A 26,706-nucleotide genomic window follows, 5' to 3' on the forward strand; every position below is an offset into this window, starting at 1 on the left:
CTTCTCAGCAAATGCCGCCGTCGAAAGCGCCGAAAGCATCGTCCCAGCCGCTAAGGCTATCACTAGTCGCTTCATCCTCGTCTCCTCCTGTGGTGCCCGGATGCACCTTATTTTAACCGGGAGGTCTTGCTGACCCCGAATCCAGCCCGCGAAGGCAGGCAGGAATTGCAGGACGGTGCTGGCTGCCCGCTTCGGACGGAGCTTTGCAGGCTCTGTCCGGCACTCGTCCTCAACCGCCAAAAATAGAACGAATGATGTATGGGCGCAATTGATGGTATAAATATTCCAATTATGGATCATCGTCAAGCCGTTTTGTTCCATTGTGGAATGATTCATCCAGCCATTCGTGAGCGAGGGTTTGATAGATGCTGATAGAACAGGCCAAGGCAGCTTCCTGCGCATGATGGCTCGCCGGATGAGGCTTGATGTGCTCAGGCGCTCCCGCTGGCCGCGCTGGCAGGCGGCAGATCATCAAGGCTGACGACGGGCCAGAACCTGCCCGATTGAGGTTGTCCGTGCCGGGCGGCTGGGCTCAGATATTCTCGGTAATGAAAAGTTCGAACGGCAGTATGAAGAGAATCTGCCCGTCGGTGCGGTTGTTCATGGCCTTGACCATGGCTTCGACGGTCTTTTCGGCCAGTCTTGCAACAGGCGTCGCGATGACCATGTCGATGATGCCGTCGATAAGGGCGGACCGCGTTTCCGGAATCAGCTCATTGCAGACAGCGATGATCTTTTTCGCTTCGCCGGTTTCGCGCAGCGCCTCAATCACGCCTTCCATTCCGCCGCCCGCGACATAGACGCCGACAAGATCGGGATGGCGCTTGCTGAGCTCCTTCATGCCTTCATAGGCGAACTGCGATTGCTCGAACGTGGAGATCGGCTCCAGCAGCGTGAAATGCGGCGCCAGTTCGCGAAAATAGGATCGAAAACTCATTTCACAGGTTTCATGGCCGAGATAGCGGTGACTGCCGACGAAAATCCCGACTTTTCCCGGCTTATGGGCCAGACGCGAGATGCACCAGGCAGCGGTACGCCCGGCCTTGCGATGGTCGATGCCGACAAAACCGGCGCGCTCGGGCGCGGTAATATCGGAGAGAAGGCTGATGACCGGCTTGCCGCTGGCTGTGATCTGGGCGACCGCTTCCGAGACCAGCGGATGGTCGGCGGCAACGACAGCCAGTGCGTCGACGCGCCGGCTGAGCGCGATCATGCGCTCGGAGACGACCTGAGGCGAAATATCCTCCAGATATTCGACGATCGGGCGTCCGGAAATGAAGGTGCTGGCGCGGGTTGCCGCGGCAAGTTCCGCGCCGAGGCCGCCATAGAAATGTTCTGTGCGCCGCTGGATGAGAAATCCCAGCGCGCGCGGCTCGGCGGTCTCTTCCAGTCGCTGCCGGATGAGCGCGGCGGCATGATAGCCGACGCTTTCTGCTGCGGCATAAACACGTTCGGCTGTATCCCGGCTGACAGGCGCGCGCTTGTTGAGCACGCGATCGACCGTGGCAACGCCCACGCCGGCGGCGGTCGCGACATCATGCAGGGTTGGACGTTTCATGGAATTGCCCCGGGGCTTTGATTTTTTTTATCAGAAAAATGCTGCGGTATGGTGATGAAAGATGGTAGTTTCTATCATCACCGCATTGAGATGCCAAGCTGTCTTTGCTATTTATTTGCCGAGGCCGCATGTTTCAAGATGCGGCCGCCAGACAATGGTGGAGGGAATGATGAGCCAAGCTGATGTGCCGGAGCATGCCCGCCCGGACGAGCGCCTGCAGCGCGATTACAGTTTGCTGGGGCTTGACGCCAAACTTGCAGAAGAGAATGGCCTTGCCGCCGCGCAATGGTATGCCTGTCCGATCTCGCGCAAGGAGCTTAAAGAGCTGATGAAACGCAAGGATGGCCCGGCTATCCGCGACACGCTGATCTGGTTTGCGGCGCTTGGCTTGTCCGGCTGGCTGGGCGTGCATTTCTGGGGAACATGGGCCGCAGTGCCGTTTTTCATCATCTATGGCACGCTTTACGGCTCGGCTTCGGACAGCCGCTGGCACGAGTGCAGCCACGGAACGGCCTTCAAGACGCGCTGGATGAACGACCTTGTCTATAATATTGCCTGTTTCATGATCCTGCGTGAACCGACGATCTGGCGCTGGAGCCACACGCGGCATCACACCGACACGATCATTGTGGGCCGCGACCCTGAAATCGCCGTGCCGCGTCCGCCGGATATTCCGGTTATCCTGTTGAATTTTTTTGCTGTTCCAAACACGATCAAGGCGCTCAGGCACCTGTTTCTGCATGCGGCAGGCGGGTTGACCGATGAAGAAAAAACCTTCGTTCCGCAGATGGAGCGCTGGAAAGTGGCATTGGTGGCGCGCGTCTACCTGCTCATATTCGCTGCGGTCATTGCCGCCTGCCTGATGCTTGGCTCGCTTCTGCCGGCCATGCTGATCGGCCTGCCGACGATCTACGGCGCCTGGTTCAGCCATTTTGTCGGACTGACGCAACATTCCGGCCTTGCCGAGGACGTGCTCGATCATCGCCTCAACAGCCGCACTGTCTATATGAACCCTATTTTCAGGTTTCTGTACTGGAACATGAATTATCATATCGAACATCACATGTTTCCGATGGTGCCCTATCATGCCTTGCCGCGGCTGCACGAGGCGATCAAGGCCGATTGTCCGCCGCCCTATACGAGTTGCTGGGCCGCCTATCGGGAGATCGTTCCGGCCATTCTGCGTCAGGTGAAAAACCCGCGCTGGCATGTCGTGCGTCAGTTGCCCCGGCATGCCGCATCGGTGCCCTATAACCATGGCACACAGATCGTTCCGGCCGAGTAGCCCGGATTTGACGTAAACCCTTCAAAAAGCACCCTTGCCCGGACAGCATTGGTGCTTTCATTTTAAGACGATCAAATTAATCTAACACTATCCAGACTAAACATGCAGGGAGAGGCATATATGGCTGACGGACAATGGGTGGACGCTTGCGCCGCCAACGACATCGAGGAAGAGGATGTCTCCCGTTTCGATCATGGCGGAGCCACATTTGCCATCTACCGGACCGAGGACGACGAATATTATGCCACGGACGGGCTGTGCACGCACGAGCAGATTCATCTCGCTGACGGGCTGGTGATGGGCAATATCATCGAATGTCCGAAACATAATGGCCGGTTCGACCTGCGCACGGGCGAAGCCAAGGGTGCACCGGTTTGCGTCAATCTGAAAACCTACCCCGTCAAGGTCGAAAACGGCCGCGTGCTGATCAAGATCTGAGGTTTCATCATGGCAATGGTCGTTGTCGGTGCTGGCGAAGCCGGAGTGGCCGCGGCCATTTCTTTGCGCCAATCCGGATATTCCGGAGAGATTGTCCTTTTCGGCGCCGAGACGCATCGGCCCTATGAGAGGCCGCCCTTGTCGAAATCCGTGATCGTGGAAGCGGGCGATGCGCCGTTCCCGATGATCGCGGCCGCCGAGCAGTTTGCCGCGCTTGGCATCGATTTTCGCCCGGGCGTGCAGGTGACGGCGATTGACCGCGTCCGCAGAATTGTCGAAGCCTCTGATGGCCAGACCGCCTATGAAGCGCTGCTTCTGGCTTTGGGCGCGCAACCCCGCCGGCTGACTCTGCCCGGCGCCGAGCATGTGCTTTACCTGCGCCGTTTCGAGGACGCGCTCGCCTTGCGTGCGCGCTTCCAGCCGCGTGCACGCGTGCTTGTCATTGGCGGCGGCTTCATCGGGCTTGAATGCGCCGCCAGCGCCCGCAAGCTTGGCTGCGAGGTGACGATTGTCGAGGCCGCGCCCCGCATTCTGATGCGCGGCGTGCCCGAAAGACTTGCGCAGTTTATCGAAGCCCGTCACCGCACTGAGGGTGTCCGGTTTCACATCGGCATCGGGCTTGAGGCGGTGGAAAAGGAAGCCGGAGGCCTCGCGCTCAAGCTCAAGGACGGCACGCGCCTTGCTGCCGATGTCATTCTTGTGGGAATCGGCGCTGTTCCTGAAACCGGGCTGGCCGAAGCCGCGGGGCTCGAATGCGCCAACGGCATAGCGGTTGACGGCCGCTTGCAAACTTCGGATCCCGCCATTTTTGCTGCCGGAGATTGCTGCTCCTTTCCGCACCCGCTCTATGACGGGCGGCGCATCCGTCTGGAAGCCTGGCGCAATGCGCAGGATCAGGGCCGCTTCGTCGCTTCCTCGATGCAGGGCGGATCAGAAATTTACGCGGCAGTGCCCTGGTTCTGGTCAGATCAATTTGACATGCATCTGCAGATTGCCGGTCTCGCCGATGGCGCAGGCAGCGCCATAGAGCGGCCGTTGGGCGAGGATGCCCGGATGATGTTCCATCTGGATGGGGGCGGGCGGCTGATTTCGGCTGCGGGTGTTGGTCCGATCAGCAAGGTCGCCAAAGACATACGCCTTGCCGAGATGATGATTGCGGCGCGCCGCATGCCGGATCCGGCGGCTCTGGCCGACCCTGCCGTTCGGTTGAAAAGCCTGCTCTCCTGAATGTGCGGTGCGGCAAAATGACCGCGATAATTATACTAAAACAATCGACTTTGTTATCTTTAGGGGGTGGCTTTCTGCCATGAACTGAGTCATATAGATGTCGAACTCATTTATCGGATTGAATTTGCCGATGACACAAGCAACATTAGACACCATGACTGCAACCGCCGCGCCAGAGAAGAAATCCTCTGCCTTCAACGAAGAGCGGGTGCTTTCCGTTCATCATTGGACCGACCGTCTGTTCAGTTTCCGCACCACGCGTGATCCGGCCTTCCGCTTTGTCAACGGTCAGTTTGCCATGATCGGCCTGATTGTCGAGGGGCGTCCGCTGCTGCGGGCCTATTCGATGGCCAGCGCCAATTATGAAGAGACGCTCGAGTTTTACAGCATCAAGGTGCAGGATGGTCCGCTGACTTCGCGGCTCCAGCACATCAAGGAAGGCGACACTGTGATTGTCGGCCGCAAGCCGACAGGAACGCTGATTCAGCCCAACCTTCTGCCGGGCAAGCGGCTTTATCTCCTCTCCACGGGCACGGGCCTTGCGCCCTTTGCCTCCATCGTCAAGGATCCGGAGATCTACGAGCTTTACGAAAAGATCATTCTCGTGCATGGCTGCCGTCAGGTGAATGAACTCGGCTACGGCCAGAAGATCGTCGAAGAGATGATGTCGCATGAATTCCTGGGGGAATATGCGCGCGAGCAACTGCTCTATTACCCAACCGTGACGCGCGAGCCATTCCGTAATCAGGGCCGCGTGACCACCAGCATAGAGAATGGCAAGCTGTTTGCCGATCTTGGCCTGCCGCCGCTCAGTGTCGAGGATGACCGCATCATGCTGTGCGGCAGCCCGGATCTGCTGGCCGACATGCGTCCGCTGCTTGACAAGCGCGGCTTCAAGGAAGGCAGCAGCTCGGAGCCCGGTCATTATGTGATCGAGCGGGCCTTTGTCGAAAAATAGCTTGCGCACCGCGGTCTGAACCGAAGTGGCCTGAAAGCTCTTCCTCGCGACCTTCGAAAGGCTCAGGACGAGGGGCGGAAGATCACTTCATTCTGCCTGCGACAAAGCGGACGGGGCGCCTAGAGCGACCACTTCATCCGTTCGGCCAGAATGCCGATGACGCCCTTGCGGAAGGCCAGCACGCAGACCACGAAAATTGCGCCCTGAATGATGGAGACCCAGTCTCCCATTTCGGCGAAGTAATTTTCGGTCGCAACAATGATGAATGCGCCGACGACCGGCCCGAACAAAGTGCCCATGCCGCCCAGCAGGGTCATCAGCACCACTTCGCCCGAAGCCGAGAAATGCACGTCGGTGAGCGAGGCCAACTGGAAGACGATGTCTTTGGTGGCGCCGGCCAGCCCTGATAAGGCTGCCGAGAGAACGAAGGCCATAAGCTTGTATTGATCGACCTTGTAGCCCAGCGAAATCGTGCGCCGTTCATTCTCGCGCACCGCCTTCAGCACTTCTCCGAACGGTGAATTGATGATGCGGCGGATGAAAAGGAACGCCGCCAGAAAGATGACGAGCACGACGAAATAGAGCCGCATCTGCGACAATTCCAGCAGGCCGAATAATCTGCCGCGCGGCACCGCCTGAATTCCGTCCTCGCCATGCGTAAAGGGCAGTTCCAGCGCCAGAAAATAAATCATCTGCGCAAACGCCAGTGTCGTCATGGCAAAATAAATACCCTGGCGGCGAATGGCGAGTGCGCCGACACCAAGTCCCAGCACGGCGGCACAGGCGGTGCCCAGCAGGATCGCCAGTTCCGGCGACAGTCCCCAAACCTTGGCGGCATGGGCGCAGATATACCCCGCCGACCCCATGAACATCGCATGTCCGAAGGAGAGCAGGCCGACATAGCCGACTAGCAGGTTGAAGGCGCAGGCAAACAGCGCAAAGCACAGCGCCTTCATCAGAAAAATGGGATAGGCGACAAAGGGCGCGATGCAGAGCAGGGCCGCCATGATGAGAAAGGCGATCCATTCCTGGCGCGCTGCAACCTGATGGGCATTTTGCTGTAAATTCACGTCAGGCGCTCCGGCCAAAAAGCCCAGCGGGGCGGATGAGAAGAACAATGGCCATCACCACGAACACGACCGTGTTGGAGGCTTCCGGATAAAACACCTTGGTCAGGCCTTCGATGATGCCCAGCGCAAAGCCGGTCATGATGGAGCCAAGGATAGAGCCCATGCCGCCGATCACCACAACGGCAAAGACCACGATAATCAGATCGGCCCCCATCTGCGGGCTGACATTGTAAATGGGCGCGGCCAGCACGCCGGCGAAGGCGGCCAGCGCCACGCCGAAACCATAAGTGAGCGTAATCATGCGCGGCACGTGAATGCCGAATGCGCGCACCATGACGGGGTTTTCGGTGGCTGCGCGCAGATAGGCGCCCAGTCTGGTGCGCTCGATCGCGTACCAGGTGCCCAGACACACCGCCAGCGACACGACAATAACCCAGGCGCGGTAATTGGGCAGGATCATGAAGCCGAGATTGCGCGCGCCGGTAAGCTGCAAAGGGATCGGATAGGGCATGCCGGATGCGCCATATTGCTGGCGGAAAATGCCCTGAATGATTTGAGCAAGGCCGAATGTCAGCAAAAGCCCGTAGATATTGTCGAGTTCGGCAAGCCGCTGCAGCATGAACCGTTGCAGCACCATGCCGAAAGCGCCGACAATCAGCGGTGCAAGCACAAGCGCCCACCAATAATTCAGCCCGGCGATATGAAGCAGGAAATAGGCGCAGAAAGCGCCCATCATATAGAGTGCGCCATGGGCGAAATTCACGATGTTCAGCATGCCGAAAATCACGGCCAGCCCGAGGCTGAGCACGGCATAAAACGAGCCGTTGATCAATCCGATCAGCAATTGCCCGAAGAGGGCCTGCGAGGAAATTCCAAATATATGAAACATGGCTTGGCTGGCCCCTCGGTCATTGTGCGGATTGCGCGCCCTGCCGCGCCCGGCCAGATGCTCTCCCGCCAGTGGACGCGGGAGAGCCTGAACGCGGGGCGGCCGTAGGTCGCCTTGTTATTTCTTGACCAGCGGGCATTCGGATTTGTCGAGCGGACGGAATGCTTCCTCAGCCGGAATGGTTGCCAGCAGTTTGTAGACATCCCATTCGCCCTTTGATTCGGAGGGTTTCTTCACCTGCATCAGATAGGCGGGATGCATTTTGCGGCCGTCGATGCGGATGCTGCCCTTGCCGAACAATGGATCGTCCGTCGGCATTTCCTTCATCTTGGCGACAACCTTGGCGCCGTCATGCGGGTTGGCGCCCAATGCGGCCAGCGCCTTGAGATAGTGCAGCGTACCGGCATAGACGCCGGCCTGCGTCATCGCCGGCATGACATGCCCCTTCGAGCGTTCCTGATATTTCTTCGACCAGGTGCGAGTTGAGTCGTTCATGTCCCAGTAAAAGGAGGTGGTGAAGGTCAGGCCCTGCGCCACATCGAGGCCGAGCGCGTGCACATCTGTGAGGAACAGAAGCAGCGCGGCAAGCTGCTGGCCGCCTTCGGTGATGCCGAACTCATGCGCCTGCTTGATGGAATTGATCGTGTCGCCGCCGGCATTGGCGAGGCCGATAACCTGCGCCTTGGATGACTGGGCCTGAAGCAGGAACGATGAAAAATCAGAATTGTTGAGCGGGTGGCGCACACTGCCGACCACTTTGCCGCCGTTGGCCGTGACCATGGCCGTGGTGTCGCTCTCAAGCTGCTTGCCGAAAGCGTAATCGGCGGTGACGAAGAACCAGTTCTTGCCGCCGGCCTTGGTGATGGCCGCGCCGGTTCCGGTTGCCAGTTCATAGGTGTCGTAGGTCCAGTGCACCGTATTGGGCGTGCATTGCTTGTTGGTGAGTTCCGATGTGGCGGGGCCCGAGGCAATGAAAATGCCGTTCTTTTCCTTGGTGACCTGACTCACGGCCAGCGCGACTCCGGAATTCGGCGTATCGACGATCATGTCGACATGGTCGACGTCATACCACTGGCGGGCGATAGTGGCGCCCACATCCGGCTTGTTCTGATGATCGGCGGAAATGATGTCGATGTTCCAGCCCTTGTCCTTGAGGCCGGAATCCTCCACGGCCATCTGCGCTGCCAGCACGGCATTGGGGCCGCCGATATCGGTGTAAAGGCTGGAAAAATCGGTAAGAACGCCGATTTTGACGGTCTTGTCCTCTGCCGCGAGCGCTGCGCCATGGATCAGCGCCAGCGCGCTGGTTATTGCCAGAATATGTGTCAGTTTCATCGCGTTCTCCCTTTCATACCCCGAGATATTCGTGAAGTTTATGCATGTTTGCGTCCAGCTCGGAACTGGCGAATGCATCTATGATCTGGCCGTGATCCATCACATAGAATCTGTCGGCGATGGTCGCGGCGAAGCGGAAGTTCTGTTCCACCAGCAGAATGGTGAAACCTGCCGCCTTGAGGGCGCGGATGGTCTTGCCGATCTGATCGATGATGACCGGCGCAAGCCCTTCCGTCGGTTCATCGAGAAGCAGCAGGCGCGCGCCTGTGCGCAGAATGCGGGCTATCGCCAGCATTTGCTGCTCGCCGCCGGACAGTTTGGTGCCCTGACTTCTGAGCCGCTCCTGCAGATTGGGAAAAAGCGTAAAAATTTGCGCAAGGCTCATGCCGCCTTCCTTCACCTGAGGCGGCAAAAGCAGGTTTTCCTCCACCGACAGGCTGGAAAAGATGGCCCGCTCCTCCGGGCAAAGAGCAATTCCCGCTCGTGCAATCTTGTCGGAGGGGGCGCTGATCCAGTTCCGGCCCTCGAATATCACCTCGCCGGTGCGTTTACCGACGATGCCCATGATGGATCTGAGGGTTGTGGTCTTGCCTGCGCCGTTGCGTCCGAGCAGCGTGACCACTTCGCCGGGGCGGATATCGAAGTTCACGCCATGGAGAATGTGCGATTCGCCATACCAGGCTTCGAGATTGCACACCTGCAGCAGAGGAGGGAGGGCCGCATCAGGCATGTCCGGCTCCCATATAGGCCTCGCGGACGGCGGGATTGGCTGAAACGCTGGCATAATCGCCCTCGGCGAGCACCTGTCCGCGCGTCAGCACCGTGATTGTGTCCGAAAGATCGGCGACGACGCTCAGATTATGCTCCACCATCAGAATAGTGCGTTTTTCACCAGCGCGTCTGATCAGGGCGGCGGTGCGCTCGATATCTTCATGGCCCATGCCGGCGAGCGGTTCATCGAGCAGCATCATTTCCGGGTCGAGCGCCAGCGTAGTGGCGATTTCAAGGGCGCGCTTGCGCCCGTAAGGCATTTCAACGGCGCGAATCCAGGCAAATTCGCCGAGTCCGACATCCTCCAGAAGTTGCAGCGCCTCGTTGTTCAGCGCGTCGAGGACGGTCTTGGAACGCCAGAAATCGAACGAATCGCCACGTTTGCGCTGCAGTGCGAGGCGCACATTCTCGATACAGGTCAGATGCGGAAAGACCGCCGAAATCTGGAACGAGCGCACCAGCCCGCGCCGGGCGATGTCGGCGGGCCGCAGCGCGGTCACATCCTCGCCCTTATAGAATATATGCCCGGCTGTCGGGGTGAGAAATTTCGTCAGCAGATTGAAGCAGGTGGTTTTGCCCGCGCCATTCGGCCCGATCAGGGCGTGAATCGACCCCCGCCTGATTTTGAGATTGACCCCATCCACGGCTGTGAAGCCAGCGAAAGCTATGGTCATTCCCTTTGTTTCGAGAATGATCTCGTTGTCCACGCGCGTCCCTCATGATCCCGGATTCCGTTCTTTTTTGCGGAATATCCATTCAAACTGGAACAGGCATGGCGCGTATTCAAGGTAATAAAAGGTTGAATGCGAAATTTTTTACTGCACGCGAGGCCAGCGTCAGCGATGAGCGTGCGTAATCACCTCGGTCAGGCTGGCGGTGGTCGGAAAAAGCGGAATGAGGCTTGCCTGCAGCGCGTGATAAATATCCGGCCTGCCGCGGAAGAATTTTTCTATGGGCCGCAGTTCGGCATCCAGTTGCGGATACCAGCTTTTATGTTTCTGTTCAATGAGATGGGTGTTGGCCCAGTTCCAGATCTTCTGATACCAAAGCTCATATTCGGGGTTTGGCGCGAGATTGGCGAGGAACGCGGCTGCGCCGATACCTTCGGTGACGGGCCACCACAGGCGGTCGGCAATCAGCGGTCTGCCGTCCCAGTCCACCGTGTAATAAAAGCCGCCTCTGGCCGCATCCCAGCCATCGGTCGTGGCCTGACGGAACAGGGCCTTTGCCGCTTCCACCATCCAGCCATGCTGCTTGCCGCCCGCCTGCCAGAGCTGCAGTAGCAGGCGCGCCCATTCCAGCCAATGACCCGGCGTGCTGCCCGAGGGCCGGAAAATCTGGCTGCCCAGATAGTCGTTATACATCGTCCAGTCTTCGTGGAAATGTTCCGGCAGGCGCCAGTTATTGTGGGCGGTGATCTTGTGGATCAGCGTTTCGGCTATGCTCTCCGCCATGCGCAGATAGGTGTTGTCCTTTGTGGCCTCGAAGGCCGCCATCAGCGCCTCCGTGAGGTGCATGTTGGAATTCTGCCCGCGATAGCCGGATATTTTCGACCAATCGGCGGCATATTCCTCCGAGGTCAGGCCGTATTTCGTCTCCCAGAAGCGCTTATGCAGAATGTCACTGACATCGGCGATAACCTTGTCGGCGAGCGGATGGCCGACAACCTTGCCGCTTGAGCCGGCGAGCAGCACAAAGGCGTGGCCATAGGCCTGCTTGCTCGAATCCGGAGTGCCGCTGTCGCTCACGCCCCAGAAATAGCCGCCGTTCCGGCTGTCGCGGTGACCGTTCCAGATATAGTTCAGGCCGTGATCGACAAGATTGGCTGCGCCGGGGCGTCCGAGCAATTGCCCGAGCGCAAAGCAATGCACCATGCGGCCCGTCGCATGAAGCTGGCGCACGCATTCGCCCGGCATGGGCTTGCCGTCATCATCCAGATCGAAGAAGCCGCCCTTGGGGTTGGGCGCCGCGAACTGGTAAAAATCAAACAGATGTTCGGCCTGAGCAAACAGCCAGCGGCGGTGAAATTCGCTCTGGCGCCAGTGGCTTGCAACGGAAGCGGTCATGTGTCGGTCCTTTGAGCCGGGCAGGACGTCCTGCCCATTGATGTCAGGCTGCGTCGATATCGATGATGGCCTTGATCAGGCCGCGTTTGTCATGCGCCCAGCGCGCCATGTCTTCGGGCATGCGCGCCAGACTCGTGCGATGGGTGATCAGTTTGTCGAGCGGCACTTTCCCGCCGGAAATCGCGCTTACCACATGGTCGAAATCCTCCCGCGTGGCATTGCGGCTGCCGATCAGCGACATTTCGCGCTTGTGGAATTCGGGGTCGGCGAAATGGATCACGTCGCGCACCACGCTCACCAGAACGTAGGAGCCGCCATGCGCGACATGTGCAAAGCCTGCCTCAATCGATGCTGCATTGCCGGTGGCGTCGAAGACGATATCAAAGCCGTTGCCGCCGGTCATGTCCTGCACCTGCTGCGCCGTCTGGTCCGAGCCGGCAATCGTCGCGGCGAAGCCCAGTTCGTTCCGGGCGAAATCCAGACGCTCCCGGCTCATGTCGAGCAGGGTCACGTCAAGCCCGGCGATGCGGGCGAAAATCGCCGCGCCGAGGCCGATAGGCCCGACGCCGACAACCAGCGCCCTCTGGCCGTACGCAGGCCGTGCGCGGCGCACGGCATGGGCGCCGATGGCGAGAAATTCGACAGTGGCCGCGTCGCGAAGCGAGAGGTCGCCGGCGGAATAGAGATTTTGTGCCGGCACTGTAATTTCGCTGCACATGCCGCCGTCGCGGTGGACGCCGAGCACTTCGATCGCCATGCAGCAATTGGGCTTGCTCTGCATGCAGGCATGGCATTTGCCGCAGGCCAGATAGGGGTTGATGATGACCTTCGTCCCCGCCCTGAGCGCGACGCCCTCGCCCGCTGCGCTGACGAGGCCTGATAGCTCATGCCCCATTACGCGCGGATAGGCCAGAAACGGGTGTTTGCCCTCGAAAATATGGTAATCGGTGCCGCAGATGCCCACAGCCTTGACCGAGACATTGGCCCAGCCGGGCGGCGGCGGCGGCAGGGCAGACTGGCGCTCCAGCACCAGTTCACCCGGCTTGAGACAGACAAGTTTTTGCACGCGGGGGTCCGATCAGCTTTTCTTGCGGCGCAGGCCGTCAAAATAGACAATGACGATGATCAGCAGGCCGGTGATGATCAATTGCCAGAATGGATTGACGTTGAGCAGATTGGCGCCGTTCTTGATGGTGGTGAGCAGGAAGGAACCCAGCAGCGGCCCCTGCACCGTCCCTATGGCGCCGAACAGACTGGTGCCGCCGATGACGGAGGAGGCAATTGCGTCGAGTTCCCAGCCCTGACCCTGCGTGGCATTGCCGATGCCGATGCGCATGGCCAGAAGAATGCCGACGAAAGCGCCAAGCACGGCGGAAAGCGTGTAGGCAACGTAGATCATCCGGTTGATGTTGACACCGGACAGGCGTGCTGCCTCGCGGTTTGAGCCGATCGCATAGAGGTAGCGGCCCCAGCGCGTGTGCGACAGGAATATGTAGGAGGGTGCCGCAACGATGAGCACCGCCCAGAACAGCACCGGAACGCCGAGAAAATTGGCGCGCGAAACGCTTGTGAACGAATCATTGGTAATGGAAATGGTGGCGCCGTTGGTCATCAGAAGGCCGATGCCGCGCAGTGCGGTCATTGTGGCGAGCGTCATGATGAAGGGCGGCAGGCCGAGGCGGACAATGCCGAAGCCGTGAAACATGCCGATGACGCCGCCGACCATCAGGGTCAGGATGACGGAGGAGGCAATCGAATAATCATGCGTCAGCAGCCAGGAAACGATCACGCTGGTAAAGCCCACCACCGCGCCGACCGAAAGATCGATACCCGCCGTGATGATGACGAATGTCTGCCCCATGGCGATGATTGCGGTCATAGCGCCCTGACGCGCCAGATTGGTCATGTTGTTGACCGTCATAAAGGTGCTGGTGCTCAGGCTCAGGGCCAGCCACATCGCCAGCAGCAATCCGAGAAGCGTCAGGCTGAGCAGTGCGCCCATATTTGTCGAGTTTTTGCCTTTTGTGGCGTCCGAGGTGGTAACAGTCATTTCCGGGACCCTTTATATGCCTATGGCTTCGGTCAGAATGGTTTCGTGTGATGCCTTGTTGCCGATATGGCTGGCCACAAGCCGCCCGCCGCGAAAAACATGCAATGTATCGCTGAGGTCGTAAACCTCGGGCAGGTAGGACGAAATAAGGATGATGCCCGCGCCCTGCTTCAGCAGATTGGCGAAGAGCTTGTAGATTTCCACCTTGGTGCCGACATCGACGCCAACCGTCGGCTCGTCGAAAATGAACAGTTTGGCGCCGTGGTTGAGCCACTTGCCCACAACGATCTTCTGCTGGTTGCCGCCCGAGAGGCTGGAGGCGGGCGCGTTGCGCGAGGCGGTCTTGATCTGCATGTCGCGGATCTGGGTGTCCGCAGCCTGGCGTTCCGCCGCCGGATTGATCAGGACGCCGTTGGTCAGGCGTTCGAATACCGGGAGGTTGATGTTGAGTCCGACGCCCAGATTAAGGCAAAGGCCCTGATCGCGGCGGCTTTCCGGCACGAGCGCCATGCCCCGGCTGATGGCGTCCTTGACGTGATGGATGGTCACGGGCTGGCCGTTCCAGTAGATCTGGCCCGAGTCCTTGGGAAAGCGCCCGAACAGACTCTGGACGAATTCGCTGCGTCCTGCGCCAATAAGGCCGTAAAGCCCGACAACCTCTCCCTCGCGCACGCTGACCGAAATTTCCCGGAATCCCGGGCCGGAGAGATTCTCGCTGCGCAGGATTTCCGCGCCGAAGGGGATCGTCTCCTTGTAGTGAATCTGGTCGATCGAACGGTTGATCATGCCCCGGATGAGCGTTGCCTCATCCGTCTCGGCGACGTTGGAGGTTGAGACGAGCGCGCCGTCACGCAGGATGGAGACACGGTCGGCCAGTTCGAACACCTCTTCGAGGCGATGGGAAATATAGACGATGGTGACGCCCTGCGCCTTCAGGCGTCGGATGAGCGCGAAAAGCTGCGCCGTTTCCTGCCGGGTGAGATAGGCCGTCGGCTCGTCGAAAATGAGAAATTTGGTGCCGCGGTTGGCGGCGCGTGCCGTGGCAACCAATTGCTGCTGGCCGATCGTCAGGTCCGAAAGCACGGCATTGGCAGGCAGGGCGAAGCCGATATCGTCAAGGATTTTTTGCGCGGCCCTGACCATTGCGCCGCTTTGCAGCAGGCCGAATTTGGTATTTTCATCGCCGAGGAAGAGATTGGCCGCCACCGTCAGATGCGGGCAGAGCACGACTTCCTGATGCACTGCGTTGATGCCCAGATCGATGGCCTCATGCGGGGTTGCGAGGGCAACAGGCTTGCCCTGCCAGATGATCTCGCCGCTTGTGCGCGGATGAACGCCCGTCAGCAGTTTGATCAGCGTGGATTTGCCGGCGCCGTTCTCGCCGACGATGGCGTGGGTCTCGCCCGGCATGAACGCGAGATCAACATGTTTGAGGGCATGCGTGGCGCCAAATCTTTTGTCGAGCTGTTTGAGAACCAGAATTGGGGCAATATTTTGCGTCATGGACGACATTCCGGTTGAGGGTCTGTTCACGGACGCGCTGAAACCGGCGCGTAATGGCTATAATATACCGGCCCGTGGGCGACGCGTATCGAAATCTGAATGGATGCCGGCGTCCTTTCGCGCCCTGAGGCGCGAAAGGGATTGTTTGCCTTGAAGGTCAGCCGGAATTACTTGACCTTCGGGTTCAGCAGTTCCTGCGAACGCTTGCTGTTCATGTTGGCCTTGGTGATCAGGTTTGCGCCGGTATCGACGAAGGCCTGAACCTTCTCACCCTTCGAGGCGGCGAGGGCGGTCTTGATGCCGTCATAGCCCATGCGATAGGGGTCCTGAACCACGAGTGCGGCGATCGTGCCGTCCTCAAGGAACGAAACCAGCTTCGGATCGGAGTCGAAGCCGATGAGCTTCACCTTGTCAGCAGCCTTGTTCTCGGCGATAGCCTGACCGGCGCCCTGCGCCATGATCAGGTTGGAGGCGAACACGCCGACCAGCTTCGGATTCGCAGTCAGCAGGTCGGTCATGATATTGAGGCCGGTGGTGGCCTGACCGTCGGCAACCTTGTCGGCGACGAGTTTCAGGCCCGGATATTTGGCGGCCAGCTCTTCCTTGAAGCCCTTGGCGCGCTGATCGAGCGAACCCACGCCCGGAATCGAGGTGATCAGGGCCACTTCGCCCTCGGCCTTGCCGTATTTGGCCTTGATGGCTTCAGCCAGACCATCGGCTGCCACACGGCCGCCCTGTACGTTGTCGGTGGTGAGGAACGAAGTGAAGGCCTTGGAGTCGGCAGCCGAGTCAATGCCGATGATCTTCACCTTCTTGGCGGCTTCATCGATCGGCTTGCCGAGCGCGGCGAACTGGGTGGGCGAAATCACGACAGCTGCCGGCTTTTCGGCAACGGCATTCTCAAGGATTGAAATCTGGCCGTTGATGTCCGATTCTGACTGGGCGCCGAGTTCCGGCACGTTGACGCCGAGATCCTTGCCGGCCTGACGGGCGCCTGCGAGCACGATCTGCCAGTAGAACGAGGTCGTGTCCTTGACGATGATCGGAATGGTGGGCTTGTCCGCAGCATAGACGCCGGGTGCGCCCATGGTGGCAAAGGAGGCAAGCACAGCAGCAATAATTGTTTTCTTCATAGTTCTCTCCCGTTGACGGGCTCAAGGCCCAAATACAGATTGGAGCATCCGTCCGCATCTGATCCATGTCGAGCTTAAATTCTTGATTTTAATTAAGAAAATAAGCTTGTGACTGAATTGTTTTTAATTTATTATCAAACGATAACAGAGGATTTTCGCCTCGACAAGAGCCAAAAAGCCGCAATTTCCGCTCTCTGACCGTGCATGGCGCTTTCGTGGCGCCGCGCAGCCAAGGTTTCATGATGCCGCGCTTGCCGAATAAGTCCATGAAGGCGACAAACCAGCTTCTTGATGATCTGGCGGCGACCGGCCGGCCCGGAATGCAGCTCGACCCGGAGCAGAGCCTTGCCGACCGGTTTTCGGTGGGGCGCTCGGCCATGCGCGCCGTTCTGGCCTATCTTGAAAATGTCGGCGTTGTGAAGCGCGACGGGCGGGCGAGGGTTTTGCAGCGCAGGCCGGTTACCGGCGATTATTATGACCTGCCCAAGACCGAAAGCCGCAAGGAACTGGTGCAGCGGAGATTTCTGGAACTGACCCTGAGCGGGCGTCTCCTGCCGGGGCAATTGTTCAGCGAGGCCGAGGTGGCGCGCAATTTTGGCGCCAGCACGGTGAGCGTGCGGGAATTTCTCATTGATTATTCGCGTTATGGGCTTGTGGAAAAGACCGCGGGCGGCAGCTGGCGGTTTTGCGCCTTTGACGCCGCTTTCGCGCTGGAACTGGCAGAAGTGCGGCAGATGTTCGAGTTTGCGGCACTCAATGCCTGTGCGCACCTGCCCCAGAGCGACGCATTCTGGCTCGAACTGGAAAGGCTGCGCCAGCGCCATGAGGCCATGGCGGCGGGCGGCGACGAAGCGGTGCGGCAGTTTTCAAATCTTGATCGTGAGTTTCATCGCCTGCTCACCGGCCAACTGAAGAACCGATTCATTGAGGATCTGTTCGATGTGGTCTCTTTTGTCTTTCATTATCATTATCAATGGCGGCGGGACGATCAGATCGCCCGCAATCTGCTTGCCCTGTCCGAACATCGCCGCATCATCGACGCCTTGCAGCAGCGAGATTTTGCCCGCGCTCAAAAGGCGATGGAGGCGCATCTGGCAACCTCCGTCCGCACATTGCTGGAATCGGCCCTGCCGTTCGGACAGTTCAGTCCTGCACCGGCATAGTATAATTGAGCGCCAGACGCCCGCCGTCGGGATAGATGGTGGTGCCGGTCATGTAGGATGCATCGTCGCTGGCCAGAAATGCTGCGAGCGAGGCCACTTCGGAGGGTTCGCCGCAGCGCCCCAGCGGCGTGCGCGACAGGATCTTGCGGCGCGCCTCTTCGTTGCCCATCACGGCGCCCTTGGCCAGTTCCGTGAGAATGGTGCCGGGGCCGATGCCGCAAACGCGGATGCCATGCGGGGCGAGCGACATGGCCATGACCTTGGTCAGTTGGTTCGAGCCGCCCTTGGAGACGACATAGGGCGTCTGGTTGGGAATGGCGAGAATCGCATTCACCGAAGACATGTTGAGAATGACGCCCTTGATGCCTTGGCTGACCATGGCGCGCGCGGCGGCCTGCCCGCAGAGAAATTGCGATTTGAGATTGACGCGGAGCACTTTGTCGAAATCCTCTTCGCGCACGTCAAGAAAATCGGACGGGATGATGATGCCGGCATTGGCGATCAGCACATCCACACGGCCGAATTTCTCGACTGTCCGGGCGATCAGCCGGTCGGCATCGGCTTTCAGTCCGGCATCGGCGACTTCATAGGCAGCGCCCAATGGTGCGGCAGTCGCCTTCAGGGCCTCCTCATTGATATCGGAGAGCATGAGCTTTGCGCCCTCCGCATGGAAGCGCTCGGCACAGGCAAGGCCGATTCCCTGCGCCGCACCCGTGATGATGGTGACCTTATCCTTGAGTTTCATGGACTTTTCTCCTCAGATGACGTTGATTTCGCGCAAAGGGCGGTTTTCGATGATACGGCTGTAGGACAATGGCGAAAGGTCGAGCGTCCTGTACCCGCCGTGAATGAGCAATTCGGCCATGCCGCGTCCGACGCCCGGCGAATGCTGCATGCCGTGCCCCGAAAATCCGCAGGCCAGATAAAGATTGCTGAAGCCCGGATGCGGACCGACAAGGCCGTTGTGATCAACCGGATTGACTTCATAATAACCGGCCCAGGCATTGGTCTGGCGGATGTTTTCGAAAGCGGGCACGCGCTCGGCCAGCGCCGGCCAGATGATGTCTTCGAAGAGGCTGTGATCGACGTCGAGCGGCAGATCGTCGGGATCGTCCTCGCCCTCTTTCGGCGAGGTGCCGGTGATATATTGCAACGCGCCTTCGGGTCGCACCCAGACGCCGCCCGGTTCGCAGAGCAGCGGAAAATTGGCAAGGGGCGTTTTGCAGGAAAAGACGAAGATGTTGCGCCTGCGCGCCCGGACAGGCACATTGACGCCGAGCAAGGCCCCCGTCCTGCCCGACCAGGGCCCGCTGGCATTGACAAGACAATCACAGGATATTGTAGCGCCTGAGGCCGTTTTCACGGCCGTGATTTTGTCTTTTTTGGTCACGAAGCCCACGGCTTCATCCTGCACGTACACGGCGCCCTGTGCCCGCGCCTTTCTGCGGAAGCCCTGCAAAAGGCCATAGCCGTCGAACCAGCCTTCCCGCGCAAGGCCGTAGGTTCCTGCCGCGATATTCTCCGTGTTGAGCCAGCCGAAGCGGCTTTTGAGTTCATCCGGCTCAAGAAACGCGATCGGTGCATCTTCCGCCGCCTGAATGGCATGAACAGCCCGCAGCGAATCATAACCGGCAGGGCTGGCCAGCACCAGATAGCCGCCCTCATGCAGGCTGAGCGACGGCCTGTCGCCGTCAATGCCAAGGTGATCGGCCGCATTGCGGATGAAATCGAAACCAAAGCGTGAGAGCGCGATATTGAGCGGCGTGGAAAATTGCTGGCGTATCGAACTTGCCGAAAGAGCCGAAGAGGCGCGGCTGTAGCTTGGGTCGCGCTCGATGACGACGACCTTTCCTGTAAACGCCGGATCACGGGTCAGGAAATAGGCTATGGCGGAGCCGATGGCGCCGCCTCCTACAATCACGACAGTTTGGCTCATGCACGACTCGGGGTCATTGTTGATCGGATGGTCAGCTTATCGGGCCGCCCGCCCGAGGGGAAGTGTCGCTGCCGGAGCCCTGTCCGCATAGGTCTGCAAAATTTGCATATCGCTACGCCAGAAGCAGGCCTCTGCCGCCATCCCATATCAGCTTGAGCGAAACAAGGAACAATGCAATCTGCACCAGAATGAAGAACGGGCGTTCGGGGATGATCCTGACCGCCCTCACGCCGACGAGCGTGGAGATAATTCCGACCGGAACGAGCCAGGCCGCCGTTTTCAGATTGCCCAGATTGAGCGTACCCAGCGCCCAGTATGGCACGAGCTTCACGGCATTGATAACGGTGAACATGATTGTGGTCGTGCCGTTATAGACCATTTTTTCGAGCCGTTGCGGCAAAACATAAACCTGGAAGGGCGGCGCCCCTGAATGTGAGACAAAACTGGTGAAACCGCTGATCATGCCCCAGAAGAGGCCGGGGCCGATATGCGCCTTTTTGGGCGCGAAGGCATGGTGCCGACGGAAATAATTGTTCAGGCAGAAGGCCACGCCGATGATGCCGACAAGCAGCGTCACCGCATCCTCCGGCACCAGCGAAGATGTCGCCCAGCCGATGGCGACGCCGGCAATGCCGGACGGCACCAGAATCATCAGGTTCTTGAGATCAAAATGGCGCCGGTAGGCATAAAAGCCGAACCAGTCCGTCACGACATAGATGGGCAGCAGCAGAGCGGCCGCCTCCACTGGCGAAATCACCAGCGCAAGCAACGGGACGGCCAGCATGCCGACAACCGGCAGGCCACCTTTCGACAATCCGACAAGCATGGCGGCCGGTATGGCTGCGGCGAGAAAAATCAATGAAAAGGGAAGCATGAATCAATTCCGGTGCAAGCGCGGGCAGAATGGACGCCTTCGCGCCGCCGTGCAAGCGCCGGATGGCCGATTATGGCTGGTTTACGCGGGCTTTTTGCGCGCCAAAAATACCCATCCGCAGCGCATCGGCCGGACAGGAGGGCACTAGCGCCCGGAAATGAACTGCCGGAAGCGTTCTGACGCGCCGCCGCCGAAAAGTTCTGCGGGCGGACCTTCCGCCTCGACAACGCCCTTGTGCAGAAACATCACCCGGGACGAGACATCGCGGGCAAAGGCCATTTCATGGGTGACGACGAGCATGGTCCGGCCTTCCTCGGCCAGAGCGCGCATCACGCGCAGCACCTCGCCCACCAGTTCGGGGTCCAGCGCGGATGTCGGCTCATCGAAAAGCATGACTTTGGGCTTCATGCACAGCGCGCGGGCGATGGCGGCGCGCTGTTGCTGGCCGCCGGAAAGATGCGAAGGGTAGAAATTGCGCTTATCGGCTATGCCCACCTTTTCGAGCAGGGCTTCGGCCTCGGGAATAACTTCCGATTTCGGCCGCTTCTGCACGTGAACCGGCGCTTCGATGAGGTTTTCGAGGATTGTCATATGCGACCAGAGATTGAAATTCTGGAACACCATCCCGAGCTCTGAGCGGATTCGCTCCACCTGGCTCATGCTGACCGGCTCGGCCACGCCCTTTCGGTTGCGGCGCATCTCGATTTTTTCGCCTGCGACGATCACATCGCCTGAATCCGGCGTCTCCAGCAGGTTGATGCAGCGCAAAAACGTGCTTTTTCCCGAGCCGGAAGCGCCCAGAATGGAAATGACGTCACCTTCATGCGCGGTGAGCGAGATGCCTTTGAGCACTTCGAGCGTGCCGAATGTCTTGCGGATGTCGCGGGTTTCAAGAGCGATTGTCGGGTTCATCTTGGCTCCGCTAGAGAACATTGCCGGGTTCGTTCACCCGCTGCGAGGACGGCACTGACCGCAGATGCGGCGAAAGATAATATTCAATCGCGGCAATGGCGCGGGCGATAAGAAAATTCAGCACGAGATAGATGAGGCCCGCACACAGATAGGCTTCAAGGGCGCGATAGGTATCGTTCTTGATTTTCTGGGCAAGGCCGGTGACCTCCATCAATGTCACCAGCGAGCCAAGGGCGGTGGCCTTTGTCATCAGGATGATCTCGGTCGAGTAGGCGGGCAGGGCGTTGCGCAGCGCCACGGGGAAGATGATGCGGCGGAACAGGGTCCAGCGCGACATGCCGCAGGCAATTCCCGCTTCGATCTGGCCGAACGGCACCGCCGCCAGAGCGCCGCGGAAAATTTCGCTGGCATAGGCGGCGGTATTCATCGCCATGGCCAGAACGGCGCAGAAAAACGGCTCGCGCAGGAAATCCCAGAGGAAGCTGTGCCTTATCCAGTAAATCTGGCCGAGCCCGTAATAGATTACGTACAGCTGCACAAGCAGCGGCGTTCCGCGAAAAACAAAAACATAGCCGGTGGAAAGCCCATAGGCGATCTTGTTTTTCCGGCTGCGCAGATAGGCCAGACCGAGTGCGAGAATCGCGCCGAATGATATCGACAGCGACCAGAGCTCCAATGTCAGCGGCAGCGCGCCCAGCAGACGCAGCATTGTGGCCGAGAGGAAGGCGAAATCCATCCGGTCTCCTAACTGCGCCGCAGGCCGCGCGTTGCGCGCGCTTCTGCTGATGCGAAGAACAGGCCGGAAAATGTGGTCAGAAGCAAATAGAGCGCCCCCGCCGCCATGTAAAACACGAGATGTTCGCGGGTGGAGCCTGCGGCAACACTGCTCTGGCGCATGAGATCGGCGATGCCAGTGACGGAAACCAGCGCCGAATCCTTGAGGGTCAGTTGCCAGACATTGCCCAGACCGGGCAGCGCGTAACGCATCACCTGCGGCACGAGAATGCGGCGGAACATCAGGCTGCGGCTCATGCCAACGGCGCGCGCGGCTTCGATCTCGCCCTTTGCAATGGCCAGATAGGCGCCGCGGTAGACTTCCGCCTGATAGGAGCCGGAGATCATGCCCACGGCCAGAGCCCCGGCCAGAAAGGGCGGAATGCCAATGAACCCCTGCATGCCGATCGCATGGCCAAAGGCGGTCAGGATGGATGATCCGCCGAAATAGAACAGGTAGATGACCAGCAGTTCCGGAACGCCGCGAAAAATTGTCGTGTAGGCATCGCCAAGAATATGGCCGGGAACGCTGCGGCCCAGTTTGGCGGCGGCCACGGCAGAACCAAAGGCCGAACCGATGATCAGAGCGACAATGGATACGAGCAGCGTGACGAAAGCCCCGATCAGAAGGGTAAGGCCCCACCCTTTCTGTCCAAATCCGAGGAGTTCGATCAATGTCATCCTGCTGTCCGCAAAATAAGCCCGCCGGAACGTTATGGCTCCGGCGGGTTCAGGTCAATTACGGCGCTGTGTCCATCTTGAACCATTGCATGGAATATTTCTTGATCGAGCCGTCGGCGAAAGCCGCATCAAGCGCCGCATTCAGCTGCTTTGTGAGGTCCGGGTCGGTCTTGCGGATGCCCATGCCGACGCCGGAGCCAAAGATCGGACCGCCGGTGAACTGGGTGCCTGCAAACATGAGGTCCTTGCCCTCCGGCTTATTGAGCGTCGAGATCAGGGCGGTGGAATCGCCCAGCACCGCATCGAGACGCCCGGCCATCAGGTCGCTGTCATGTTCGTCGGTGGTCTTGTATTCGCGAACGGTCGCTATGTCCTTGAAATATTTGTCGGCAAAGGCCGAATGGGTTGTGGACACCTGCACGCCGATCGTCTTGCCTTTCAGCGCGGCGCGCAGCTTCTGGATTGCTGCATCGCCTTCTGCGGCATTTTTGGTCAGATTGATGGTGGTGCCGGTGCCTTCCAGCTTGGCCAGCGGGCCGCTCTTGCTGACCATGAGCGTTGCCGGCGTCGTGGCATATGGCTTGGTGAAATCGATTGTTTTCAGGCGCTCTTCCGTGATCGACATGCCATCCATGATGACATCGAATTTGCCGGCCAGCAGGCCGGGAATCATGCCGTCCCAATCCTGCGGGATAATCTTGCATTCAGCGTTCATGCGCTTGCACAGGTCGTTGGCCACATCCACCTCGAAACCGACGATCTTGCCGTTCGGATCGGTCAGGTTCCATGGCTCGTAAGCGCCCTCCATCGCGAAGGTGATTGTCTTGTATTCCTTGGCTGTCGCGGCGCCCATGTGAAGGACAAGCAGGGCGCTTGCCAGTCCGAGGCCGATCTTTTTAATGTTCAACATTCAAGTTCTCCCCACTTCAAAGTAAAATGCCGTATAGGCGCGCCTGTCCTGCGGCCGCGTACAGCAGGCTGCCGCTACACTGGGATAAAATCAGCGTGAGGAAAAGAGCGTTTCTCAGCTGATGGTGAATAATAATCAGGTGGAGTTTTGCCGGTTGATTGGCCGGTTGAGCGCTCTAACGTCATGTTTATGCAGCGAAAATTTCATCCGGAATTCCAAGGGCGCAATCAGGCTTATTCTAAGGTTGAATAGGGGCTGAGGGGCGGGCGACAACGCTCCGGCCGAACAGGCTGCCGATCAGGTCGATGAACAATGCGGCGCTTTTTCCGCGTTCGTCCAGAATGGGATTGAGCTCGACCATGTCCACCGAGCCGACAAGGCCGGAATCGTGCAGCATTTCCATGATAAGGTGGGCTTCGCGGTAAGTGGCGCCGCCGGGGACGGTGGTGCCCACGGCGCAGGCGATGGCAGGATCGAGAAAGTCGATGTCGAAACTTACATGCAGATGCGCCCCGGCTTCGGCCACCTGAGCCAGTATCCGCTCAAGTTCGACCGCGACGCCGAATTCGTCGATGCGGCGCATGTCGATGATCTGAATGCCGCGCGCCTGCAGCAATTGCCGCTCCTCCGTATCCACGGAGCGCAGTCCGAACAGGAACACCCGTTCCGGCGGCACGATGACGCGCGAGTCGGCGGGCAATATATGGTCGAGGCCCGGCTCGCCGCATAACAACGCAACGGACATGCCGTGCATGTTGCCGGAAGGCGAGGTCAGCGGCGTATTGAAATCGGCGTGCGCGTCAAGCCACAGTACGAAAAGCGGCCTGTGCTGCGCGGCGCAATGGCGGGCGACACCATGCACCGACCCCATCGAAAGGCTGTGATCGCCGCCGATGATCAGAGGAAGCCTGCCGCTTTGCAGCGCGTTGAACACCGCGTTATCGAGGGCGCGCGCCGCTGCCGCAACTTCCGGCGCATTGTTTTGGTTTGCTACTTTCAGCAAGGCGGGGTCGCCGGGCGATTCTGGCTTAATGTCACCCATATCCTCAACGGCGTGGCCGAGATGGCGCAGTGTCTGGTCAATGCCGAGCGTGCGCAGGGCAGCCGGGCCCATCGCACATCCACCTATGCCGGCTCCGGCTCCGATCGGCGCGCCGATAAGCGCTATGGTTCTAGCCTTATTGCCCATGGATAAATCCTGAAAAACGGGTGATGGCTTTGCAGCATGGCGTGCCGCGTGCGGCATTGTAAAGCGTCGCTGAAACTGCGCCGGCGCGAATTTTGTTTCAGCGGAACCTTTCCGCCAGAGTTCGGAGCGCCTCCATGGCGTCCTGGCTCCGGGAGGCCGGCACGAAAAGATGGTCGTGATGCAGCGCTGAAACCACGTTGACGCTGATGTCCTGCGCCGCCAGATGCGTCGCGATGCGCGCTATGAATCCCACAGCCTCCAGCGACGAACTTACCTGCAGACTGATGTGCCTGCAGGGGTAGGTGAAGGCCAGATCGTGTTCCAGTGCGGCCTCGCGTGTTATTATGCAGGTTGTGCCTTCCGCTTCGGTGAAGGTCAGAAGCGGTCTGATTTCCTCTGGCAGGTGCTGTGCGTCGGCAAGGCCGATGAACACGTAAATGTCGGACGAAAGTCTCGGCTTCATTCCGGCAATCAACTGGTCGAGGTCGGAAAGTCCCGGCGGTCTGTATGGACCGTCTTACGGATCGGATGCGGATGTCGGCTTGAGGCTCATGCTCAATTGAACCGCATCGGAAAGGCCAGAGTCAATTCGAGGATGCCATTCTCACGCAATGCCGTTGTCTGACTGAACTTGCCACGCCCGAAAAATGGTTCGAAAAAGCCGGGCAGGGTAATTTTATCGGTCGAGGTCCCGGGTCGCGCCTTGCCGGAAATCCGCACCTGCGTGCGGCCGGTATGCGTCGAGAGCTCAATCGTAATCTCGTTGTCCCTGATCGTCTCCTGGCTGACAAGATGCAGCAATTCGATCAGGATGATCATCGTATTGATGGGATCGGGCGTGGTGATGGGATAAAAATTGCTGAACGTGAACGAGGCCGTTTGCTGCTTACGGTTAAGAATAGGCGTCATGGCTTTGATCGCGTCGTCGACAACATCGCAGACATGGACGATATCCTGGCAGCCGGATTGGCAAGACCGCCGCGACAGATGTACGATCGGGTCAAGTTCGTAGTGTAGCGCTGTCACTTCAGCGCGCAGTTCATCGAGACTCGGGGTCTCGCATCGTCCTGCTTCCCGGCCATAATCAGATTGCGGCGCGATGAGGCCCGGTGTCCTGCAGGGGCTTTCCCCTGCGTTTTCCGGGGTTTTGGATGGACTTGACTGAACCAGATCGCTCGCCGGACGGCGTACGCGGAAAAGGCCCTGCCCACCGATGGCCTGTTCCAGCGCATGAGCAAGGGAGGCGACACATAATTCCTCCTTACCGAGGAAATATTGCGCTCCCTGACTTATGCCTTCATCAATCATGAGGCTGTTTGTGATGTTTGTCAGAATGATCACAGGCAGCTCGTTGCATGCGCATGATAATTCTTGCAGCAGCGGCAGACTCAATTGTGTCCGGAGCCATATGTCCGAGATACAAAGATCGAATGTCTCGTGATTAAGAGTTTGCCTTGCCTCTGCAATCGAGCGCACCCTATGAATAAAAATGTCAATATCCGGTATCGCGTTGGCGAAATAAACCAATTTATTCGCATCGATATCGTCAGATTCGATATGCAAAATCCGAACGACATCATTAAGTTTGCGCAGATTTGAAAATATTTCAATCTTATGTTCGTATCGCATGGCATATCTCTTTATTCTAAAGGCCTTTTTCGTTCTTTCTCTCTAAACTGTTCAAATTTATATAATAAGATCAATTAAAAGATTTGAACCTATGTCTTGAATTTGTCAATTGTATTTTTATACTCATGAATATTACACGAAGCTGAACGATAATATTTTAAGCTATATTTAAAAAATGTAGAGTGCGAATTGACATATGCCTGACGCTGAAAAAAAGATCGGGCTTTACGGAATTCTTCTCCCTGACCGATTGACAAAGAGTTGTGTGTTTTGTAGGAGTGTTTTCACGAACGGCGCACCGCTGTGCAGAGCAGCGGAGGGTGTAGTTTTGTTCCTATTGGATTGACTTTCTGCT

The 26,706-nt window shown here is 58.7% G+C and carries 27 protein-coding genes and 1 pseudogene; 5 read left to right on the forward strand and 23 right to left on the reverse strand.

The genetic code is table 11. The features are described 5' to 3' along the window. Together AC0N03_RS16315 and AC0N03_RS16320 are read right to left on the reverse strand one after the other, a co-directional pair. A partial coding sequence (locus tag AC0N03_RS16315; RefSeq protein WP_474289972.1) for a hypothetical protein occupies positions 1-336 on the reverse strand: 336 nt, incomplete at its 3' end. Between the two features lie 196 nt (positions 337-532). After that, a complete protein-coding gene (locus AC0N03_RS16320; protein ID WP_474289973.1) occupies positions 533-1,558 on the reverse strand; it encodes a LacI family DNA-binding transcriptional regulator in 1,026 nt (341 codons plus the stop codon). A 169-nt stretch (positions 1,559-1,727) separates the two neighbouring features. Here AC0N03_RS16320 and AC0N03_RS16325 point away from each other — a divergent pair, with 169 nt between their 5' ends. The 4 genes from AC0N03_RS16325 to AC0N03_RS16340 all read left to right on the forward strand — a co-directional run bounded on the left by AC0N03_RS16325 (position 1,728) and on the right by AC0N03_RS16340 (position 5,466). After that, positions 1,728-2,843 (forward strand): fatty acid desaturase family protein, encoded by a 1,116-nt coding sequence (locus AC0N03_RS16325; protein WP_474289974.1) that lies wholly within the window; start codon positions 1,728-1,730, stop codon positions 2,841-2,843. A 120-nt stretch (positions 2,844-2,963) separates the two neighbouring features. Then, a complete protein-coding gene (locus AC0N03_RS16330) occupies positions 2,964-3,281 on the forward strand; it encodes a MocE family 2Fe-2S type ferredoxin (RefSeq protein ID WP_474289975.1) in 318 nt (105 codons plus the stop codon). A 6-nt stretch (positions 3,282-3,287) separates the two neighbouring features. After that, the gene (locus AC0N03_RS16335; protein WP_474289996.1) at positions 3,288-4,508 is read left to right on the forward strand and encodes an NAD(P)/FAD-dependent oxidoreductase; all 1,221 of its coding nucleotides are present in this window, start codon (positions 3,288-3,290) and stop codon (positions 4,506-4,508) included. A 130-nt stretch (positions 4,509-4,638) separates the two neighbouring features. Further along, positions 4,639-5,466 carry a ferredoxin--NADP reductase gene (locus AC0N03_RS16340; protein WP_474289976.1) on the forward strand — a complete coding sequence of 276 codons (828 nt, stop codon included), beginning with the start codon at positions 4,639-4,641 and terminating at the stop codon, positions 5,464-5,466. Positions 5,467-5,585: 119 nt separating this feature from the next. Here AC0N03_RS16340 and AC0N03_RS16345 read toward each other — a convergent pair whose 3' ends face one another. The 10 genes from AC0N03_RS16345 to AC0N03_RS16390 all read right to left on the reverse strand — a co-directional run bounded on the left by AC0N03_RS16345 (position 5,586) and on the right by AC0N03_RS16390 (position 16,283). Then, positions 5,586-6,536, reverse strand: a complete 951-nt coding sequence (locus tag AC0N03_RS16345) for a branched-chain amino acid ABC transporter permease (RefSeq protein WP_474289977.1) — start codon at positions 6,534-6,536, stop codon at positions 5,586-5,588. A 1-nt stretch (position 6,537) separates the two neighbouring features. Next, positions 6,538-7,425: a branched-chain amino acid ABC transporter permease gene (locus AC0N03_RS16350; RefSeq protein WP_474289978.1), complete on the reverse strand. Its 888-nt coding sequence runs from the start codon at positions 7,423-7,425 to the stop codon at positions 6,538-6,540. A 117-nt stretch (positions 7,426-7,542) separates the two neighbouring features. Next, entirely contained in the window at positions 7,543-8,760 is a 1,218-nt protein-coding gene (locus AC0N03_RS16355; protein ID WP_474289979.1) for an ABC transporter substrate-binding protein, read from the reverse strand. Between the two features lie 13 nt (positions 8,761-8,773). Beyond that, complete coding sequence (locus tag AC0N03_RS16360) at positions 8,774-9,490, reverse strand: ABC transporter ATP-binding protein (RefSeq protein WP_474289980.1); 717 nt, start codon at positions 9,488-9,490, stop codon at positions 8,774-8,776. Further along, the gene (locus AC0N03_RS16365; protein ID WP_474289981.1) at positions 9,483-10,238 is read right to left on the reverse strand and encodes an ABC transporter ATP-binding protein; all 756 of its coding nucleotides are present in this window, start codon (positions 10,236-10,238) and stop codon (positions 9,483-9,485) included. The genes AC0N03_RS16360 and AC0N03_RS16365 overlap by 8 nt, the downstream gene beginning before the upstream one ends. Positions 10,239-10,367: 129 nt before the next feature. Further along, positions 10,368-11,597, reverse strand: coding sequence for an AGE family epimerase/isomerase (locus AC0N03_RS16370; protein ID WP_474289982.1), 1,230 nt, complete (start codon positions 11,595-11,597; stop codon positions 10,368-10,370). A gap of 43 nt (positions 11,598-11,640) precedes the next feature. Then, positions 11,641-12,663 (reverse strand): zinc-binding alcohol dehydrogenase family protein, encoded by a 1,023-nt coding sequence (locus AC0N03_RS16375; RefSeq protein WP_474289983.1) that lies wholly within the window; start codon positions 12,661-12,663, stop codon positions 11,641-11,643. 12 nt (positions 12,664-12,675) lie between these two features. After that, the gene (locus AC0N03_RS16380) at positions 12,676-13,647 is read right to left on the reverse strand and encodes an ABC transporter permease (protein WP_474289984.1); all 972 of its coding nucleotides are present in this window, start codon (positions 13,645-13,647) and stop codon (positions 12,676-12,678) included. Between the two features lie 12 nt (positions 13,648-13,659). Then, complete coding sequence (locus AC0N03_RS16385; RefSeq protein WP_474289997.1) at positions 13,660-15,159, reverse strand: sugar ABC transporter ATP-binding protein; 1,500 nt, start codon at positions 15,157-15,159, stop codon at positions 13,660-13,662. Positions 15,160-15,317: 158 nt separating this feature from the next. Beyond that, entirely contained in the window at positions 15,318-16,283 is a 966-nt protein-coding gene (locus AC0N03_RS16390) for a substrate-binding domain-containing protein (protein WP_474289985.1), read from the reverse strand. Between the two features lie 266 nt (positions 16,284-16,549). On the opposite strand from AC0N03_RS16390, the gene AC0N03_RS16395 reads away from it, so the two are divergent. After that, positions 16,550-17,446, forward strand: coding sequence for a GntR family transcriptional regulator (locus AC0N03_RS16395; protein WP_474289986.1), 897 nt, complete (start codon positions 16,550-16,552; stop codon positions 17,444-17,446). Here the strand turns inward: AC0N03_RS16395 and AC0N03_RS16400 are convergent. The 11 genes and pseudogenes from AC0N03_RS16400 to AC0N03_RS16450 form a co-directional block, all read right to left on the reverse strand. Next, a complete protein-coding gene (locus AC0N03_RS16400) occupies positions 17,427-18,191 on the reverse strand; it encodes an SDR family NAD(P)-dependent oxidoreductase (RefSeq protein WP_474289987.1) in 765 nt (254 codons plus the stop codon). The two genes, AC0N03_RS16395 and AC0N03_RS16400, sit on opposite strands and share 20 nt — an antisense overlap. A gap of 12 nt (positions 18,192-18,203) precedes the next feature. Next, complete coding sequence (locus tag AC0N03_RS16405; protein WP_474289988.1) at positions 18,204-19,382, reverse strand: NAD(P)/FAD-dependent oxidoreductase; 1,179 nt, start codon at positions 19,380-19,382, stop codon at positions 18,204-18,206. Between the two features lie 112 nt (positions 19,383-19,494). Then, positions 19,495-20,256: a sulfite exporter TauE/SafE family protein gene (locus tag AC0N03_RS16410; RefSeq protein ID WP_474289989.1), complete on the reverse strand. Its 762-nt coding sequence runs from the start codon at positions 20,254-20,256 to the stop codon at positions 19,495-19,497. Between the two features lie 144 nt (positions 20,257-20,400). Then, positions 20,401-21,168: an ABC transporter ATP-binding protein gene (locus tag AC0N03_RS16415; protein ID WP_474289990.1), complete on the reverse strand. Its 768-nt coding sequence runs from the start codon at positions 21,166-21,168 to the stop codon at positions 20,401-20,403. A 10-nt stretch (positions 21,169-21,178) separates the two neighbouring features. After that, positions 21,179-21,904, reverse strand: coding sequence for an ABC transporter permease (locus AC0N03_RS16420; RefSeq protein ID WP_474289991.1), 726 nt, complete (start codon positions 21,902-21,904; stop codon positions 21,179-21,181). A gap of 8 nt (positions 21,905-21,912) precedes the next feature. After that, positions 21,913-22,623: an ABC transporter permease gene (locus AC0N03_RS16425; protein ID WP_474289992.1), complete on the reverse strand. Its 711-nt coding sequence runs from the start codon at positions 22,621-22,623 to the stop codon at positions 21,913-21,915. 58 nt (positions 22,624-22,681) lie between these two features. Further along, complete coding sequence (locus AC0N03_RS16430; RefSeq protein WP_474289993.1) at positions 22,682-23,533, reverse strand: lysine/arginine/ornithine ABC transporter substrate-binding protein; 852 nt, start codon at positions 23,531-23,533, stop codon at positions 22,682-22,684. A gap of 238 nt (positions 23,534-23,771) precedes the next feature. After that, positions 23,772-24,722, reverse strand: a complete 951-nt coding sequence (gene rocF / locus AC0N03_RS16435; protein WP_474289994.1) for an arginase — start codon at positions 24,720-24,722, stop codon at positions 23,772-23,774. A gap of 97 nt (positions 24,723-24,819) precedes the next feature. Further along, positions 24,820-25,047, reverse strand: coding sequence for an ACT domain-containing protein (locus tag AC0N03_RS16440; protein WP_474289998.1), 228 nt, complete (start codon positions 25,045-25,047; stop codon positions 24,820-24,822). Continuing rightward, positions 25,024-25,209: pseudogene (locus AC0N03_RS16445) on the reverse strand (ACT domain-containing protein); the annotation flags it as partial. The pseudogene AC0N03_RS16445 and the gene AC0N03_RS16440, both read right to left, overlap by 24 nt. 68 nt (positions 25,210-25,277) lie before the next feature. After that, positions 25,278-26,351 (reverse strand): response regulator, encoded by a 1,074-nt coding sequence (locus tag AC0N03_RS16450; protein WP_474289995.1) that lies wholly within the window; start codon positions 26,349-26,351, stop codon positions 25,278-25,280. Between the last annotated feature and the right edge of the window lie 355 nt (positions 26,352-26,706).

It is taken from the genome of Methylocystis sp. sgz306128 (genome assembly GCF_056032725.1).

Bases quoted from the DNA above. Each gene is read 5' to 3' on its own strand.
- AC0N03_RS16320 (WP_474289973.1), bottom strand. From the start codon at position 1,558: ATGAAACGTCCAACCCTGCATGATGTCGCGACCGCCGCCGGCGTGGGC.
- AC0N03_RS16325 (WP_474289974.1), top strand. From the start codon at position 1,728: ATGAGCCAAGCTGATGTGCCGGAGCATGCCCGCCCGGACGAGCGCCTG.
- AC0N03_RS16330 (WP_474289975.1), top strand. From the start codon at position 2,964: ATGGCTGACGGACAATGGGTGGACGCTTGCGCCGCCAACGACATCGAG.
- AC0N03_RS16340 (WP_474289976.1), top strand. From the start codon at position 4,639: ATGACACAAGCAACATTAGACACCATGACTGCAACCGCCGCGCCAGAG.
- AC0N03_RS16350 (WP_474289978.1), bottom strand. From the start codon at position 7,425: ATGTTTCATATATTTGGAATTTCCTCGCAGGCCCTCTTCGGGCAATTG.
- AC0N03_RS16355 (WP_474289979.1), bottom strand. From the start codon at position 8,760: ATGAAACTGACACATATTCTGGCAATAACCAGCGCGCTGGCGCTGATC.
- AC0N03_RS16360 (WP_474289980.1), bottom strand. From the start codon at position 9,490: ATGCCTGATGCGGCCCTCCCTCCTCTGCTGCAGGTGTGCAATCTCGAA.
- AC0N03_RS16370 (WP_474289982.1), bottom strand. From the start codon at position 11,597: ATGACCGCTTCCGTTGCAAGCCACTGGCGCCAGAGCGAATTTCACCGC.
- AC0N03_RS16380 (WP_474289984.1), bottom strand. From the start codon at position 13,647: ATGACTGTTACCACCTCGGACGCCACAAAAGGCAAAAACTCGACAAAT.
- AC0N03_RS16385 (WP_474289997.1), bottom strand. From the start codon at position 15,159: ATGTCGTCCATGACGCAAAATATTGCCCCAATTCTGGTTCTCAAACAG.
- AC0N03_RS16390 (WP_474289985.1), bottom strand. From the start codon at position 16,283: ATGAAGAAAACAATTATTGCTGCTGTGCTTGCCTCCTTTGCCACCATG.
- AC0N03_RS16395 (WP_474289986.1), top strand. From the start codon at position 16,550: ATGAAGGCGACAAACCAGCTTCTTGATGATCTGGCGGCGACCGGCCGG.
- AC0N03_RS16400 (WP_474289987.1), bottom strand. From the start codon at position 18,191: ATGAAACTCAAGGATAAGGTCACCATCATCACGGGTGCGGCGCAGGGA.
- AC0N03_RS16405 (WP_474289988.1), bottom strand. From the start codon at position 19,382: ATGAGCCAAACTGTCGTGATTGTAGGAGGCGGCGCCATCGGCTCCGCC.
- AC0N03_RS16410 (WP_474289989.1), bottom strand. From the start codon at position 20,256: ATGCTTCCCTTTTCATTGATTTTTCTCGCCGCAGCCATACCGGCCGCC.
- AC0N03_RS16415 (WP_474289990.1), bottom strand. From the start codon at position 21,168: ATGAACCCGACAATCGCTCTTGAAACCCGCGACATCCGCAAGACATTC.
- AC0N03_RS16420 (WP_474289991.1), bottom strand. From the start codon at position 21,904: ATGGATTTCGCCTTCCTCTCGGCCACAATGCTGCGTCTGCTGGGCGCG.
- AC0N03_RS16425 (WP_474289992.1), bottom strand. From the start codon at position 22,623: ATGACATTGATCGAACTCCTCGGATTTGGACAGAAAGGGTGGGGCCTT.
- AC0N03_RS16430 (WP_474289993.1), bottom strand. From the start codon at position 23,533: ATGTTGAACATTAAAAAGATCGGCCTCGGACTGGCAAGCGCCCTGCTT.
- rocF (WP_474289994.1), bottom strand. From the start codon at position 24,722: ATGGGCAATAAGGCTAGAACCATAGCGCTTATCGGCGCGCCGATCGGA.
- AC0N03_RS16450 (WP_474289995.1), bottom strand. From the start codon at position 26,351: ATGCGATACGAACATAAGATTGAAATATTTTCAAATCTGCGCAAACTT.